The 15,309-nt window shown below is 48.5% G+C and carries 15 protein-coding genes and 1 tRNA gene; 3 read left to right on the top strand and 13 right to left on the bottom strand.

Annotated elements, in window-relative coordinates; translation table 11 throughout:
- Positions 1-113 precede the first annotated feature (113 nt).
- From ACLTD4_RS28610 to rlmD, 9 genes are all read right to left on the bottom strand, one after another.
- Positions 114-1,049 (bottom strand): DNA adenine methylase, encoded by a 936-nt coding sequence (locus ACLTD4_RS28610; RefSeq protein WP_117623754.1) that lies wholly within the window; start codon positions 1,047-1,049, stop codon positions 114-116.
- 49 nt (positions 1,050-1,098) lie between these two features.
- Positions 1,099-2,265: a hypothetical protein gene (locus ACLTD4_RS28605; RefSeq protein WP_117623755.1), complete on the bottom strand. Its 1,167-nt coding sequence runs from the start codon at positions 2,263-2,265 to the stop codon at positions 1,099-1,101.
- Positions 2,265-3,887 (bottom strand): hypothetical protein, encoded by a 1,623-nt coding sequence (locus ACLTD4_RS28600; protein WP_117623756.1) that lies wholly within the window; start codon positions 3,885-3,887, stop codon positions 2,265-2,267. Before ACLTD4_RS28600 ends, ACLTD4_RS28605 begins: the two co-directional genes overlap by 1 nt.
- The gene (locus tag ACLTD4_RS28595; RefSeq protein ID WP_243008358.1) at positions 3,881-4,540 is read right to left on the bottom strand and encodes a hypothetical protein; all 660 of its coding nucleotides are present in this window, start codon (positions 4,538-4,540) and stop codon (positions 3,881-3,883) included. The genes ACLTD4_RS28600 and ACLTD4_RS28595 overlap by 7 nt, the downstream gene beginning before the upstream one ends.
- A 210-nt stretch (positions 4,541-4,750) precedes the next feature.
- Positions 4,751-4,957, bottom strand: a complete 207-nt coding sequence (locus tag ACLTD4_RS28590; protein WP_243008357.1) for a hypothetical protein — start codon at positions 4,955-4,957, stop codon at positions 4,751-4,753.
- Between the two features lie 19 nt (positions 4,958-4,976).
- Positions 4,977-5,357, bottom strand: coding sequence for a hypothetical protein (locus ACLTD4_RS28585; RefSeq protein ID WP_117623758.1), 381 nt, complete (start codon positions 5,355-5,357; stop codon positions 4,977-4,979).
- Between the two features lie 105 nt (positions 5,358-5,462).
- A complete protein-coding gene (locus tag ACLTD4_RS28580; RefSeq protein WP_117623765.1) occupies positions 5,463-5,951 on the bottom strand; it encodes a hypothetical protein in 489 nt (162 codons plus the stop codon).
- A gap of 145 nt (positions 5,952-6,096) precedes the next feature.
- Positions 6,097-6,315 (bottom strand): hypothetical protein, encoded by a 219-nt coding sequence (locus ACLTD4_RS28575; protein WP_117623766.1) that lies wholly within the window; start codon positions 6,313-6,315, stop codon positions 6,097-6,099.
- A gap of 432 nt (positions 6,316-6,747) precedes the next feature.
- Positions 6,748-8,247, bottom strand: a complete 1,500-nt coding sequence (gene rlmD / locus ACLTD4_RS28570; protein ID WP_181988684.1) for a 23S rRNA (uracil(1939)-C(5))-methyltransferase RlmD — start codon at positions 8,245-8,247, stop codon at positions 6,748-6,750.
- 376 nt (positions 8,248-8,623) lie between these two features.
- Here rlmD and ACLTD4_RS28565 point away from each other — a divergent pair, with 376 nt between their 5' ends.
- Positions 8,624-9,229 carry a prolyl-tRNA synthetase associated domain-containing protein gene (locus ACLTD4_RS28565; protein ID WP_117622943.1) on the top strand — a complete coding sequence of 202 codons (606 nt, stop codon included), beginning with the start codon at positions 8,624-8,626 and terminating at the stop codon, positions 9,227-9,229.
- Positions 9,230-9,350: 121 nt separating this feature from the next.
- Here the strand turns inward: ACLTD4_RS28565 and ACLTD4_RS28560 are convergent, their stop codons facing one another.
- A complete protein-coding gene (locus ACLTD4_RS28560) occupies positions 9,351-10,418 on the bottom strand; it encodes a GGDEF domain-containing protein (protein ID WP_117622942.1) in 1,068 nt (355 codons plus the stop codon).
- 179 nt (positions 10,419-10,597) lie between these two features.
- On the opposite strand from ACLTD4_RS28560, the gene ACLTD4_RS28555 reads away from it, so the two are divergent.
- Entirely contained in the window at positions 10,598-10,933 is a 336-nt protein-coding gene (locus ACLTD4_RS28555; protein WP_002603039.1) for a helix-turn-helix transcriptional regulator, read from the top strand.
- 117 nt (positions 10,934-11,050) lie between these two features.
- Here ACLTD4_RS28555 and ACLTD4_RS28550 read toward each other — a convergent pair whose 3' ends face one another.
- From ACLTD4_RS28550 to ACLTD4_RS28540, 3 genes are read right to left on the bottom strand one after another with little or no spacing between them, the layout of a single operon-like run.
- Positions 11,051-12,838: an aminopeptidase P family protein gene (locus ACLTD4_RS28550; RefSeq protein ID WP_117622941.1), complete on the bottom strand. Its 1,788-nt coding sequence runs from the start codon at positions 12,836-12,838 to the stop codon at positions 11,051-11,053.
- Positions 12,835-14,265 (bottom strand): dihydrolipoyl dehydrogenase, encoded by a 1,431-nt coding sequence (gene lpdA / locus ACLTD4_RS28545; protein ID WP_117622940.1) that lies wholly within the window; start codon positions 14,263-14,265, stop codon positions 12,835-12,837. The genes ACLTD4_RS28550 and lpdA overlap by 4 nt, the downstream gene beginning before the upstream one ends.
- Positions 14,266-14,316: 51 nt before the next feature.
- Positions 14,317-15,132 (bottom strand): HAD hydrolase family protein, encoded by an 816-nt coding sequence (locus ACLTD4_RS28540; RefSeq protein WP_081034328.1) that lies wholly within the window; start codon positions 15,130-15,132, stop codon positions 14,317-14,319.
- Between the two features lie 103 nt (positions 15,133-15,235).
- Here ACLTD4_RS28540 and ACLTD4_RS28535 point away from each other — a divergent pair.
- Positions 15,236-15,309: transfer RNA gene (locus ACLTD4_RS28535), tRNA-Pro, on the top strand.

The following is a 15,309-nucleotide window of genomic DNA, read 5'->3' as shown; positions in this document are numbered from 1 at the left end:
CCTGCATTTTCACCATCAGAGGCAGACCGATTCCGGTTGACAGCCACTGCTTTCCCCCTGTCTCCTCTGCAATCCGCTCCTTCATCCACCGGAGCTTTTCAATCTCCTTCAATTCATCCATCCCCTCCCATCAGCCCTGCCGAGAACAAATCCATCTGCTGGGGACCGGACTTCTTTCTCTCCATCGGATCATAGTTGGTAATAATCACCTCCGGGAATTCACAGCCCCGATCATACCGCTGCGCCAGGTTGTTGATTCTGGTAACCGCCGTGATGTGGTAATCCTGATACAGTTCCCGGATATAGGCACAGTCATTGTAGCTGACCATCCATTTTCCCAGACACCTTGTCAAAGCATCCCGCAGCCGCACATGATCCGGCTTGGGAAACTCCACCTCGTAATGGTCCTCTGTCATGTAGTAAGGCGGATCACAATAAAAAAAGGCGTTCTCCCGGTCATACTGTCGGATTAGCGCCTCAAAATCTTTATTCTCAATCACGGTATTCGCTAAGCGGTTGGATGCCTGCCAGATTAAATGGAAGGTCTTACGCACATCAAAGGGCTGGCAGCCAAAGGAAGTGCAGCCGCTCCCATAGCTGTATCGGATCAGCTTGTAGAACGCCGCCGCTTTCTGAACATCCCCAATACTCGCATGTTCCAGCATCAACGAGCGGATTTCCTCAAACTCCGGATCAGGGAGGTTATGTCTGGCAAGGTCCAGCTCCTGCGATAAGAACGCCAGGTCAAACTCCTGTTTTTCCAGAAACCGGCGGAGCACATTGAATTCATCCCGGCTGTTTAAGGGAAGAAAGCCCAACAGACGCAGCAGCTCCATGGTATGGTTCTTCACACAATAGTAAAGGTTGACCAGATTGGAGTTAAAGTCGTTGTACACCTCCATCACACCCGGATCCGGCGGTCTGCCGAAAAGCACCCAGCCTCCGCCGCCAAACACTTCGATATATCGCCCATACCCCACCGGAAACAGCTCATAGATTGTGCTGCGCAGCGCCTTTTTCCCTCCTACCCAGGAAATAAAACTATTGATAAGACAGCGCCTCCCTTCTACGCATATTTTTTTCTGTCTTTACGTTCCTTCACTCCATTCCACTCATCCGCAGACCGTCCTCCTTTAGTTCCAGTTCAAAGGCCGGTTCGCGTTGCAACGCCCCGTATTTTGTCAATGCTTTGCCGAGCCGCGTACACTCCTCCATTCCATATAGATCAAAATCGAAATCCCGGAATGCCTCTCCTGATATATCGATTTCCATTCCCTCCAGGCACTCCCGGCCATACTTTGCGTACGAAGTCATATGGACATCCAATTCATACCGTTCCAACTGACGGATCAGCTCTAACGCTTGTCCAACGGAATCACATTCCTCTGCTTCCACTACAGCTTTCAATTTGAGCAGTTCCTTCTCCGGTAGTTTTGACAGTTCTGTTGCCAGCCGGTTAAAATGGGAAACTGTCTCCTCCCGGCTCAAGAAGGACTCAAAATGTGGGACTGCGCTTCGGATTTCCAAAATCTTACACTGTTCCAGGGATTCCACTCCTAACCGCCCAAGAACTGTTCTGCTCTCTGCTTCGCCACAAGGCAATTCCAGCCATTCGGACTGTTCCTTATTTCCATAGGATTTTTCCGGCATCAGGTACAAAGATAATAACCCCCGGCACCCCTCCAATGGTTCAGAAAAATCAAATTTATCATAAACCTCCTTCCACGATTCTCCGTTGCTGTAACCGTATCCATTTCCCGTAAATACTCCCTTCTCCCGCTCCCGGATAAAAGCTCCCACCTTCTTTTCATCCAACAGGGCATATACCTCCTCCGAAAGTCCCAGGAGAATCGGCTCCAGGTTATTCGCAAGCGTCATCTCTCCGATTGCTTCATCGCAGATAATGCCCGGTAGGAAATCAAAGCAGTTCAGATTGTAGGTGGCGTTGATGATTGTTTTCATTGTCCGGTCCGGTAACAGCTTAAGCGCCGCTTCATAAGTCCACAATTCCTTCTCTGACAATTGTGACAGCCGGAATGCCAGCAGATTGGCTTCCGCCAGGGTTCCCTTTGCGTGCTGTAAAATGGGTACCAGAAAGTCAGGCCATCCCTTAAAATACCTCAACTCATAAGAATGAACATCCGCAACCCTGGCCCGCTGATATACATCTTTGATTGCTTCCCAATGGCTCGGAAGATCCACTGCGTCATGGTAAAACCACTCATTTTCACAGATACGCAGCAAAACTCCCATCTTTTGTTCCATCAAGCCATTCCTCCCATTTGCATTTCCGGCTGCTCCTTTGCAATCCCTTTCAATTCCTGTTCTGTCTGAATCCTCATTTCACCTGTATAGAAATGGACATAAAGGGATACCCCTTCTCCACAGTCGATCTCGCGCTGCTCAAAGCCTTCGCCCCATCCATCGGCCGCCTGCCCGGCCCACTGGTCCTTTATAAATTCCCATTCCTCCGGCTGCAGCTTTCCCCAGCTTTTGACCTCCAGTACCCCCCAGAGCTTATATTGGTAGCTTTCTACGGTGGGGAACATACTGATAACCCTCTGTTTTAATAACTGATGATCCATGTATTCAGCAAGACCGCTTCGCACCCCCTGAATGTAATCTCCTTGGATGGCTTTTTTGATGTCGTATTCATAACCGGGCAGGCTGAGAGCAGGCAGCGTGGAGCTGTATTCCTCCTCATCCTCAATGGTTCCGGCCAACGGACTGTACAGGCGGGTTACCACAACCTCATCCGGGAGCCTTTCACAGCACCAGTCCTCACAGGTCACCAGACCATGTGCCGTCATCATGACACCATCCCGTTTCAGCAGCTCCTCCCCTAATCCGTACCAGTCCAGATAATTCCTACAGATAGATGTGGCAAACACCGAACCGTCCTGTTCCATTTTAAATCTGGCATACGCATCCGGGGATTTCATCTCCTCCATGATCTGATACCGACTCAGATTCTTCGCAACCATTGCCGCATCTTCCATGCTCCGCGAACACTCCGCCTCCAGGGCCGCCATCAACCGGTTCACGTTCTGGAGTCCATCGGCTAACACCTGCTCCTTTAACAGCTTTGCAAACTGGTTCAATGATTCTACATCCTTTGCTAACGGAAGATAACCCTTCAACTCATCCAGGGAGCCGCCGTACTGATTCATCCTGCACTCGGAAAAATCCCGGATTCCCAGAGCCTGCTTGGCCATGCTTTGTTTTTCTTCCTCTGCCGGCAGGGATATGGTGTAATGCAACGGCTTGTTACCAGACATCCGATACAGATGCACCAGGAACAGGCCGTCTTTCTCATAGCCTGGATCCGGCAAAAACCGGTCATATACCTGGGTAAATTCCTTCTCCTCGCATTTTAACACCAGGCCGCTGGGGCCGTATGCTCCCTGGTGCGTGTCAAAATAGCGTTCCCGGATCCGTTCAAAGTCCAGCATCGACCATAGCTCTTCTGGAACTTCGATTTTCTTATCTCTGGACAGCAGTTCCGCCGCAATCCTGCCGGAATCGCTGACATCCCTTAACAGCTCATAATTACTCAGGTTATAGGACAGATTGATGATTTCCTTTAATGTTTCCGGCTCCTCCATCTCCAGCATGGCAGAAAGAATGTCCTGTTCCGCCCTTGTCAAATGTCCGAAACGCTCATTTAAAAACTCCAGTTCCTTTTGGGACTGCCTGTCAAACTCCATCCCGTTGATGCAGGACGGCAGCTTCTGGACAGAGGATCGGGAAGATCGGATGGTCAATTCTTCGTTTCCGCCTTCCGCTTCCTCTCTGAGTGCATCGATTTTGCTCTTTCCGGCATCGTCCAGTGGAAATACCATTTCTTCTGATTTTCCATTACCATATCCAATTTGAATCGCTAACATCTGATTTCCTCCTCGCTGATGACCCCCTTCACTCCATGCCGGCTGATTAAGATGGCATGGACAATCAAACGCAGCAGACCATCATGAAACAGCTCCGGATCTCCCAGCTCCGAGAGCGTCACATAAGCTTTCCCGGTATACAGTTCCTTCGCCACACAATAGAGCGCATAGCCATCTAAGTCTGACCCGCGCAGGCGGAACCGACTGTAATCGATGGTCCGTTCTTCCACAAAGGGGCCAGCCAGCCCCCAAAGATGGGAGTCAGAGCTCAGCAGGAAAAGTGCGGCCGCAAATCCGGAATCGGTGCGAATACCGGGATAGGAGCCGCAGCGCACCAGCGCCTGGAACCGGCGTCTATGCTCTTCGGTCTCAAATGGGCTGGGATTTCTCCCGGCAACCTCTGCCTGGAGCCTTCCTATCCTCACAGTCAGCGCACACGATGGTAACTCCTCGGTTAACAACGCAAGTAAAACTCCATAGGAAAAGGAGACCTGTTCTCCGCCATCTTCCTCCTCTGCCGTCTTAACCGCTGCATACTGACACCCTTCGCATGGCTTCGCCTCATGGGATATCGGGTAATGGCTTCGTATGATTCCGCTTTTCCTCGGCCGGAATCCTGGTGCCTGCTGCATAACCCGCTCCAAGTCCGCCATTGACGTTCCTCCTAAAAATCTTGTACTCATGGTTCTCAGTCCTTCCTTACATTGTGTTTTACTGGTTTTGGGCAATAAAAAAGCAGCTATGCTCAAATGTAAAATGAACATAACTGCCTGCCCGCGGTCTTTGGGACCATCTATGTGAAAGAGAGAAACGGAAGCTCGTTCCATTTTTCTCTGGATATTTTTATTACTGTTGCCCTTCCATTATTGCATTTCCATGCCCTGTGTAATCTGTACCTGAATGGACGCCTTCTGCGCCACCCGGCAGATATCCCTTGCCTGCTGAACCAGACCCAGCGCTTCCTCCAGCGCCGTTTTTTCTGCTTCCGAATCGACCGTGGATCTCAGAGCTGTTTTTATTGTTCTTTCTGCCTGTGATAAATCGGTTCTTACACGCTCATAATGCATCATTGTCTTAGCCTCCTTTTAATTATCCAAACCATATTTCTTCCATTCGATCCAGCCACGTCATATCCATCTCACTCGCTTCACAAGTGACCTTTTCCATCGTGTATCCCTGTTCCTCCAATCCCTGCCGGATATTCTGCAGACAGTAATTTGAAAAGCTTTCCGCTTCAGCCTCGTTTTCATCATGACACGAGAACGCGTACTCCACCTTCACCTTGTATCCAGAAAATGTAAAATCCAGATTGCTGGTGATATTTTGGGAGAGTGTTCCGTCTTTCTCGAATGCACTCCTGATGTCCTCGATGATTTTTTCTTTCATCCCTTCAAACATCAGGCGGTTGCATTCCCCGTCATTAAAACCGGTATGAAATAATACGGCGGTGTTCACTTCATAATCTTTCATTGGCATAATTCCTCACTTCCATCTGGTATTTCCTTCACTTCTGGATATACATAGAACCCTAAATCCATTTCGGTATAAACGCACCTTTATTCCGTTTGTTATCTGCTATTCCATTTTTATCTGTTCGGTCTGGCTATCTGGTTCCGCTAAAAGCTGGGCATCTAAAAAAATATAGCCTGTCAGACGCTTCATGCTTTCAAAATCTTCAAACTCCGGCATACACACTGAGACTGTTATCGCATCCAGAATCCGGGATTTCCCCTGTCCGCGTGAAAACTCCAGATGATTTCCCCAATAACCATCCGCACCCGTATGAATTTCTTCATAGCGTCCGTCCACATGGAGCAGGTATTTTGCAGTATCAACTCCAATTTCTTTTTCCTTAACATCCTGACCTTCGTACATATAGCCATCCACGTAGGTGTCGATGGTTTCCTTCGGAGCCATATAAAGCGTCATCGTGCGAGACATCTCATCCGGATATTCCTTCATTGGCTCTTCCACTAAAACAACCTTTGCCACAAAGCCTCGTGGCGGTTTGCAATCCACCACGAGACTTTCCAGCTTCCTCCCCTCGTATTCTTCAAAATACATCGGATCGCCAAACTGAACTCGTTTCGGGCATTTCACTGAATAGATTTCTTTTTTTCATGGATCCCATTCCTCCTTCTATGAATTACGAACAGATTTATGACTATATGGATGGAAAGCCATGTTCCTCAAACATGAAGAGCATGGCTCAAGTAAAATCCACCATATAGACTGTCTTGCATATTTTCCGGTATTGATTTCCTTTCAGTGCTTCCCCTGTGTAACGGCGGACCTCCCTGTTCAGATACCTCCTGTTCAGGGAAAGCCCGTGCTTCAGCTCCCCTCTGTAGCTATACGGTCCGTTTCCCCTCGACCAGCAGTTTCTTTTCTCTTTGGCTGTCCCTTTTCTTGGCTTCTGCAATGGCACTGTTTCCTTATCCCTCCTTCTGTTCATTTTTCAATAAAGCATTATACCGGCTTTCTCCAGAAAAGCTATTCCGAAAACCAACAAACAATCGGCGGCTTTCTATTAAAAACTGATAATAAAAATGGGCCACCGAGTCGTCCCCAGCAGCCACCTGTCATCCCAATCTACATTAATCTCCTCCAAAACTTCTCCTTAGCTCATTGCAAAGGACCGCAGCCCCCTATTAATTTTCTGTGTGACAAAACGATCTATATGCAAAAAGGATAAACGTTTTTATATGCCGTCTATCCTCTGAATTTTCCCTTTCCATCTGTGAATTCCCCTTTGCCATCTGTGGAAGGCCCAAAAAAACGGGGTAAAAATCGGCCATTTTTCACTCGATTTTCGCCTCGTTTTTTCGCCAAAAACCACTATATCTTGTGGTTTATTCCCTTATTTTTTCTTCAAACCACAATTCCGCATCTGTATTATACACTCGACATGCTCCGTCCCCGGAAACATATCCACCCCCCACGCAGCTTTCGCCTCATACCCCATCTTCCTAAACACCGCCAAATCTCTGGCCAGCGTATCCGGGCCGCATGACACATAGACCACTTTTTCCGGTTTCATCTTAACTACCGCCTGAATAAATTCTTCCGTGCTTCCACTCCTTGGCGGATCCATAAAGACGACATCGGCGTGTTCTCCATTGTCCGCCATCCTGCTCATGAACGCACCGGCATCATTACAATAGAACTGCACATTCTTAATCCCATTGATCTTAGCATTCTGAGCTGCGTCCCGCACTGCATCGCGGTTTAATTCCACGCCGATCACCTGGCCTGCCTCCTGGCTTGCCACGATCCCAATCGTACCAATACCGCAGTACGCGTCAATCACCGTTTCTTTCCCCTTAAGTGCGGCCAGCTCCATCGCTTTCCGATAGAGCACCTCTGTCTGTACCGGATTTACCTGATAAAATGATTTAGAAGAGATCCGGAAACGGAAGCCGCACAGGATGTCCTCAATATAGCCTTTGCCGTACAGCACATTCTCCCGGTCACCGAGTACCATACTGGTGTCCCTGCCGTTTACATTCTGAACAATCGTCGTAATTTCCGGGTGCTTTTCTCTCAATGCCCGTACAAAATTATTTTTTGAAGGAAATACAGGAGAAGCGGTAACCAGAACGACCATAATTTCACCCGTTGTGAATCCCCGCCGTATCAGGACATGACGAAGGAGACCATATCCCGTGTCCTCATCATACGTTTTAATCTTAAATGATTTTAACATGCCTCTGATGGTTCCAATAATCTCGTCCGCTTTTTGATCCTCAATCAGACAGGACTCTACGGGAACGACACGATGAGTATTCGCCTCGTACACCCCTGAAACAGGATTTCCCTTTTTATCATGGTCAAAAACAGCGTGTACCTTGTTTCTGTAATGGAAAGGATCCTTCATTCCAATAATTGGCTGCACCTTACAATAGGGCTTCAACAGTTCCTCCAGCTTTGTCTGCTTGATCTTCAGCTGTTTTTCATAAGGCATATCCAGAAGCTGACATCCGCCGCAGCGCAGAAACACAGGACATGCAGAAGTATTCTTTCTGACTGGCTGCCTGTCCACTTTTATTCCTTCCCTGCTCTGTAAATTGGAGTTCCCGCCAGAAGCTCTGTTCCTGCCTGTATCGTACTTCGGTTTCTGGCTGTCATTGCCCCAGTTTCCTTTTCCGCCTGCTCTTTGCTCCTTTTTAGGCCCTTTTTTCTGATCCGATGATTTCTCCCCCGAATCCGGCTTTCGTCCCATCTTCCTGCCTGTATTGGACGCTTTATTCTTCTCCTGCCTTGAGCTGCTGTCTTTTGCAGCTTTATCATCACGCTTTCCTTTTGTCGCCTTTTCTGTCACTAATCTCGGTCTTTCCGCTTTCAGCCGGTTTTCAATCATTTGATTTTGCCTTCCTTTTTCTTCTTTTATGTTCATGGCGTATTTGGCTCCCTCCAACACTTTCCGCTGCTAAACTGCCAAATATGATAACTTCCTAAATATAATATTCAGCAAAAGCCATTCTATCGTTACAATCAATCGATAACCATTCCCTCTATAAAACTTATTATAATACAAGACGCTGTATAAAACCATCGAAAAAAACATTGCCCCGTCAATCCTGTATCAGTTACAAATCACGGCCCATTTATCCGTCTCCTCCGTCCGTTCTGCTTACCTCTCTGCTTACACTTGCATTTTTCCCACACTCTAGTATAATAACACCAGGATTCTTATTACTCCTTTGACAGATTTCAAACAGAAAGAGGCACTCCATATGACAAATATTACTCCTGGAGAATGTGTTACCCCCATACCAGACTTTCACTTAGACCGTACCCTATATACCGGACGGCCCGCAAATCCTGCCGGGCGTCTTAATAAAGAGATACACACTTACGATCTCCTGGACAAGCTGGGAATTACCTATCAGCGTCTGGATCATGATCCGACCGCTACGATAGAAGCATGCCATGATATCGATACGCTTTTAAACACAAATATCTGTAAAAATTTATTTCTGCGCAATGCACAGAAAAACTGTTTTTATCTTCTCATGATATCGGGACATAAAAAATTTCGGACGGCAGTCCTGTCAAAACAAATCGGATCAGCCAGACTCTCATTTGCAGAACCGGAATTTATGGAAGAGTATCTGAACATAACGCCTGGCTCCGTCTCCGTTCTGGGCCTGATGAATGATAAAGAAAACCGTGTCCGCCTGCTGATTGACAAGGCTATTCTTGAACAGGAATTTCTCGGCTGTCATCCCTGTATCAATACGTCCAGTTTAAAAATCCGCACCTCGAACATTATCGAAATTTTCTTACCCTGCATCAACCACGCCTACACTCTGGTAGATCTGCCCGACGATCAGAATTAGAAATCCCTCCTTATCATTTCCCCCATCTTACTGCCCGCTGCGCAAAAAATGGCCGCGTTTTCCACGCAGCCATTTTTTCTTATCCTTATTCCAATCCTCTTTTTACTTCTCTTCTTCTCGTCTACTCCTCATACCAGGCAATCCGGTTTTTCCCCTCCTGTTTCGCCCGGTACATCGCCTGATCGGCTTTGGAAAACAGTTCCTGATACTCTTCGTCCAGCTCACCGGTGCTTGCTGCGATTCCGATACTCACAGAAATCCGGTGCTCGCCCTCCTTTGTAAAATCCGCTGTGCCGTTTAAAAGCTTCATCGCCCTTGTTTTCGTCTCGCCGCACTCGGAATAGACCACGAATTCATCGCCTCCCACCCGGCCAATCAAGTCGGAATCCCGGAAAATTTCACGCAGCAGTTCCCCTATTTTAACGAGAATCTTATCCCCGGCCGGATGGCCGTACTGATCATTCACATCCTTGAAATTATCAATATCGATCATATATAAACAGCCGCGGCTGCCTCTTTTTAAGGTTTCTTCCATCATATATTCAAATGCCGTCTTATTATACACGCCGGTTAAACCGTCTCTGGTGGACTGAAAGAGAAGCTGCTCCTCCCGCTCCTTCTGTTTGGTGATATCATCCAGTTTTCCGATCAGACAAACAGGTGTATCCGCCCCGTCGTACTCTACCCTGATGTGACAGATACACCAGCGATATTCTTCCATATTCGCTTTCATACGAAACTCAAAGCATCTGTTTTCGCCCTGCGCCGGCGGACGCTTCACGTATTTCTCCAGCACACTCTTTAAAACCGGAATCTCGATCTGACCGGAAGCGTTCGGTGTAAATAGAATCGCTCCATCCCGGTATCGATACTCAAACAGGACCGTATCGGCAAACTCCCCCAGTCTCCGGTACAATGCATCCCGCACCTCCTGCCCGTCCTGCTCCTGGCCACACTCCTGCATTATCTCTTTTTCCCTCCTCACCGGATAAGAAATCACAGTCATCACGGCCATTGCCGCCAAAGATACAACAAACACAGCCGCGATCAAGCCGCCTGCCGCCCCTCCGGACTGCATTCGGCTGCAGCCAAACATTCCCGCCATAATCAGGATATAGATGAGGCCGCATAAAAAAGCCCAGTTTTTCCAGGACCATTTATCCTTCCTCTTTTTTAAATATTCTGTCATCGGACATCCTCTCGCCCTATAGGCACGCACTTTCTTTTTATCATTCTCTTTCGTTTTTCTAACTTATATAATAACGCTTTTTATCCGTATATGCAACCGATTTTTCTGCCATTATTACGCATATAAAACGGAATGTTGGGAAAGATTATCCTTTATGATTAACCATAGAGGTGATAAGAATGAATGAACAGTTTGTCAGAAACAGAATTACAGAGCTCCGTTTAAAAAAGGATGTCTCAGAATACCAGATGAGTCTGGATCTTGGTAAAAATAAGAGTTACATTCAGGGTATTTCCTCTGGCCGCTCCATGCCTTCCATGAAACAATTCTTCGAAATATGCGATTACCTGGAAATTACGCCGCTGGAATTCTTTGATACCGAAATGGCGGAACCGCCACAGTTCCGCAGGGCCGTGGAGTTGCTGAAAGAACTGAATCACGAGGATTGGGAAGCGATTATTCCGCTTCTGATGCGGCTTCGTAAAGAAATAACCCCAAAACAGGCGGAACCATAGCGATCGTGAATTCCCGTCAGGAAGACGATGAAAATCTATTTTTCACCGCCCCTGACAGGATCCACACCGCATGGCTCCGCCTTATATCGTTTATATGCCTTTTTTATTTACTCCTGCTTATATCGCCCTCGTATTTTCCTTCAGCCATTCGGCCTCTTCCGCTGTCAAATACGGGGATATCTTCTCATATACTGCGCTGTGATAGCTGTTTAAAAGTTCCACATCCCGCTCGTTCATCAGGGATTTATCGAGTGCTTCCAAATCAATCGGCACAAAGGTCAGAAACTCAAATTCCATAAACTGGCCGTATTCGTTCTTCTCTGCCTTCTTGCAGACAATAAGATTTTCCGTACGTACGCCGTGGCTGCCTTCAATATATATGCCCGGCTCGTCGGAAGTCACCATGCCTTCTTCCAGTACGCAGTTGTCCTGACGCTCCGGCACCATACGCCAGCGAATACCGTTGGGGCGTTCGTGAACATTTAACAGGTAACCTACTCCATGGCCGGTTCCGTGGTCAAAGTTCAGTCCTCTGCTCCAGAGCGGCTCTCTCGCCACATAATCCAGGGTAAGTCCTCTGCACCCATATAAGAACTTTACAGCGGCCAGACGCAGCATACTGATGACGCTCAGGGTAAAATGTTCCCGTTCTGCTTCCGTCGTCTCTCCCAGGGAGATCGTTCTCGTCACATCGGTTGTTCCCTCATAATACTGTCCGCCAGAATCTACCAGATAGAGTCCTTTAGGCTCCAAAGCCGCATTGCTCTCCGGCGTCGCGGAATAGTGGCACATCGCCGCATTTGCCCCATAAGCGGATATGGTATGGAACGAAAGTCCCAGATTTCCCTCCTGCTCTGCGCGCAGATTATCCAGGTAATGCTCCGCGTCAAGCTCGGTGATCGTCTGCTTTCCAATATTCTTTTTCAGCCAGCAGATAAACTTCGCCATGGCCACACCGTCTTTGATATGGGCCTTCTTCATATTTTCGATCTCAACCGGATTTTTGACTGCTTTGGCCGGAGCAGTCGGATTCATACGGTCAACAACTGCATTGGATTCATCCAGATTGCTGATGATCGCATAGTTGGTCTTCGCTGTCTCCAGAAGCACCTTCTGCCCCTTTAACTGGCTCACCGCATCGTAAATATCATTATACGGCCGTACGGTAACGCCCAGCTCTTTTAAATAGGATTTCACTTCGCTGTCCAGAACCGCCTCATTGATAAATAAATAGAACCGTTCCATCGTCACCAATGCATAGGAAAGGACTACGGGATTGCATACAACGTCATTTCCACGGATATTTAACAGCCACACGATATCATCAAGCGTGGTGAGGACGTGGACCGTGGTCTTCTCCTTCTTCATCGCTTCCCTTAAATCAGCAATCTTATCCGCTGCTGATTTACCCGCGTAGTTTTCTTTTAAAATCCAGACCGGTTCAGCAGATAACGCCGGACGGTCTTCCCAGATTAGATCCACCAGATCTTCCTTCCAGGAAAATTTCACGTGCTTGTCTTCCAGAAGTTCTTCCAGCTTCTCTCCCAGCTGGCTGTTGACGACACGGCCGTCGAAACCCAGGGTTCCGTTCTGAGGCATAACCTCTGCCAGATACTCTTCCTCGGTCGGAACGCCCTCCTGACCCGATTTCATGAGGAGCACGCCGGTTCCCTCCAGCTGCTTCGCCGCCTGTACGAAATACCGGCCGTCGGTCCAGAGTCTCGCCTCTGTCTGCGTGATAATCGCCGTACCGGCGGACCCTGTAAAACCAGTTATAAATTTCCTGCATTTAAAATAATCGCCCACGTATTCCGACTCATGAAAATCGGAGGTTGGAATCATGTAAGCGTCAATCTGGCGCTCCGCCATCAGGCTTCGTAATGCTGCAATTCTCTCTTGAATCATAACCTTTCGTCTCCTTTTGCTTCATAATAATTCTCGATTGCCGCCGTTATGCCCTCGCTGTAAGTCGGATGGGCCCTCATGGCAAGCATGAGCTGATCCGCTGTCAGGCCATTTGCGATAGCAGTCGCCATCTCACTGATCATATCAGTGGCCCGCGGACAGACGATCTGAGCGCCGACAATGGTCCCGGAATATTCCTCAAAAATCAGATGAATAAATCCGCTCTGTTCTCTGGTAATGATGGATTTGCCATTACCGCTCATGGAGTAGCGCCCGCAGCGCACCTTCATGTTATGGGCCTTCGCTTCTTCCACCGTAATTCCGACAGAAGCAATCTCCGGCTCGGTATAAATGCATCCCGGCACGACCGGAAGTTCCACAAACATGCCGTTCGGAACCACGGAAAGCCGTATGGTGTGATGCACACCCACGATCTTTTCAACCACATAAGTACCCTCGGCCGCCGCCACATGAGCCAGCATCTTGCCGGCCGTCACATCGCCGATGGCGTAAATGCCGGGTTCACTGGTCCGAAACTCCGAATCCGTCTTAAGACATCCGTCTTCCATGGCAAGGCTGACATCCCGTCCAAAAAGTCCGTCCAGATTCGGCTTTCGGCCTGCTGCCAGGAGAATCTGGCCGGAACGGATCGTCCGTACCTCTCCCCCCGCCTCGTAAACGCAGATGAGTCCCTGTTCCTCCTCGCGGATTTCCAGGACCTTTGCCTCACACTGGACAGCGATTCCTTTCCGTCTCAGTTCATTTTCCAGGACCTCGGAAACTTCGTTGTCCATAGGTCCCAGTAAATGCTCCCGGCTTTCGATGATCGTCACATGGGAGCACAGCGCCTGGAATATCGTTGCGAATTCTACTCCGATCACACCGCCGCCAATGATCGTGAGACGGTCGTAATTCCAGGTATCGGAAGCCAGCAGCCGGTCACTCGTCAGAACGCCCGGCAGCATCGCTCCCGGAATATCCGGTATCACCGGTTTCGCCCCCGTTGCGATAATGATGTGATCTGCCTCGTAATAGTCTTTACCTGATGGACTGTTGACCTCCACGGTCCGTCCCCGGCGGATCGTTGCCGTTCCCTCGATATAGTCGACCCCCGCATTTTCAATCGATTCCCGAACTTCCTTCCGGTACTCTTTTACAGAACGTTTCTTATAGTCCTGCATTTTCTTAAAGTCAAAAGAAATGAAATCAGCCGATACTCCAAAAACATCACAGCTCTGAAACGCTGCAAACATACTGGAGGCATGAAGCAGAGCCTTCGTCGGAATACACCCCTTATTGACACAGGTCCCGCCCAGTTTTTCCTTCTCTGCAATTGCAGTCTTAAGCCCCAGCCCTGCTGCCTTAAGCGCAGCCGTATAACCGCCAGGCCCGCCGCCTATGATAAAAATATCATAATGTTTTGCCATGCTACTTATTTCCTTCCCTGTATATTTTCATAAAAGTAATGCCACACACCCTTATAACCGGATCAGCCCAAAATGCACACAGGCATTGCGGATTCCGTCCGAATCCACGGCATCAGTCACATAATCCGCGGCTTCCTTGAGCTCTTCCATGGCGTTTCCCATGGCGATTCCGATGCCTGCCGTCTTCACGATATCGTAATCGTTCATGCTGTCCCCAAACGCCACCGTACTGGAAAGAGGGATATTAAAATAGTCGCAGAGGCGGATCAGCCCCATAGCCTTGCTGGCTGTCTTCTCCACCACATCCGCGCCCCGTTTTTCCGCGAACATGTGCACATTTACCTCGGGAAACCGGGCCCCCATGGCCTTTGCACCCTTTTCATCTCCAATGTATGCCATTGTCCTGACATCCAAATCAGGAAGCTTCCACGGGTCCGCAAACCGGCGTCCGCATTCTCCCCACAGATCCGTATCGTGGCGGTTCACCACTTCCGGATGCACGTAGTAATCATACCCGCCCACACTGGCTCCCACGCTGCAGGCTGCATCCTCCTGTGCATAGGCAATGATCTTTTTCATCAGTTCCTTATCAAACAGATGCTCGTATATAATCGTGTCCCCCACCGTAATCTTCGTTCCATTCAAATGAATGATGGCATCCGGCCTGATCTGTTCCTTTAACACGACGCTGAAGCTGGAATCCATGTCGCGTCCGGTGGCCAGCACAATGGTGTAATTTTCCCGGAGCCGTTCCAGGGTCTCCATGGCGCTGTCCGGTATCGTCCAGTCCTTATGGTCCAAAAGTGTCATATCTACATCAAAACTCACGATCGGTTTCATATTCTTTCTCACCTGTCTTTTCTCCATGAATCATATCGTCCTTACCATCATATCTTAAAATATAAAATATTTCAACAAATATACTTTTCAAATCGCAAACTTTCTGCTATAATACCATAGTGACCAGAAACGGAGTATGGCGTAGCTTGGTAGCGCGCTCGGCTGGGGGCCGAGAGGTCGCAGGTTCAAATCCTGTTACTCCGA

The sequence above is a fragment of the Hungatella sp. genome (assembly GCF_046966825.1).
Note: the sequence above shows the minus strand (reverse complement) of the source record. Positions and strands in the feature narration are given on the sequence as shown.

Coding starts and splice junctions, on each gene's coding strand:
- ACLTD4_RS28605 (WP_117623755.1), bottom strand. CDS start 2,265: ATGGAACAAAAGATGGGAGTTTTGCTGCGTATCTGTGAAAATGAGTGG.
- ACLTD4_RS28600 (WP_117623756.1), bottom strand. CDS start 3,887: ATGTTAGCGATTCAAATTGGATATGGTAATGGAAAATCAGAAGAAATG.
- ACLTD4_RS28595 (WP_243008358.1), bottom strand. CDS start 4,540: ATGGCGGACTTGGAGCGGGTTATGCAGCAGGCACCAGGATTCCGGCCG.
- ACLTD4_RS28590 (WP_243008357.1), bottom strand. CDS start 4,957: ATGATGCATTATGAGCGTGTAAGAACCGATTTATCACAGGCAGAAAGA.
- ACLTD4_RS28585 (WP_117623758.1), bottom strand. CDS start 5,357: ATGAAAGATTATGAAGTGAACACCGCCGTATTATTTCATACCGGTTTT.
- ACLTD4_RS28580 (WP_117623765.1), bottom strand. CDS start 5,951: ATGTATTTTGAAGAATACGAGGGGAGGAAGCTGGAAAGTCTCGTGGTG.
- rlmD (WP_181988684.1), bottom strand. CDS start 8,247: ATGATTGAAAACCGGCTGAAAGCGGAAAGACCGAGATTAGTGACAGAA.
- ACLTD4_RS28565 (WP_117622943.1), top strand. CDS start 8,624: ATGACAAATATTACTCCTGGAGAATGTGTTACCCCCATACCAGACTTT.
- ACLTD4_RS28560 (WP_117622942.1), bottom strand. CDS start 10,418: ATGACAGAATATTTAAAAAAGAGGAAGGATAAATGGTCCTGGAAAAAC.
- ACLTD4_RS28555 (WP_002603039.1), top strand. CDS start 10,598: ATGAATGAACAGTTTGTCAGAAACAGAATTACAGAGCTCCGTTTAAAA.
- ACLTD4_RS28550 (WP_117622941.1), bottom strand. CDS start 12,838: ATGATTCAAGAGAGAATTGCAGCATTACGAAGCCTGATGGCGGAGCGC.
- lpdA (WP_117622940.1), bottom strand. CDS start 14,265: ATGGCAAAACATTATGATATTTTTATCATAGGCGGCGGGCCTGGCGGT.
- ACLTD4_RS28540 (WP_081034328.1), bottom strand. CDS start 15,132: ATGGAGAAAAGACAGGTGAGAAAGAATATGAAACCGATCGTGAGTTTT.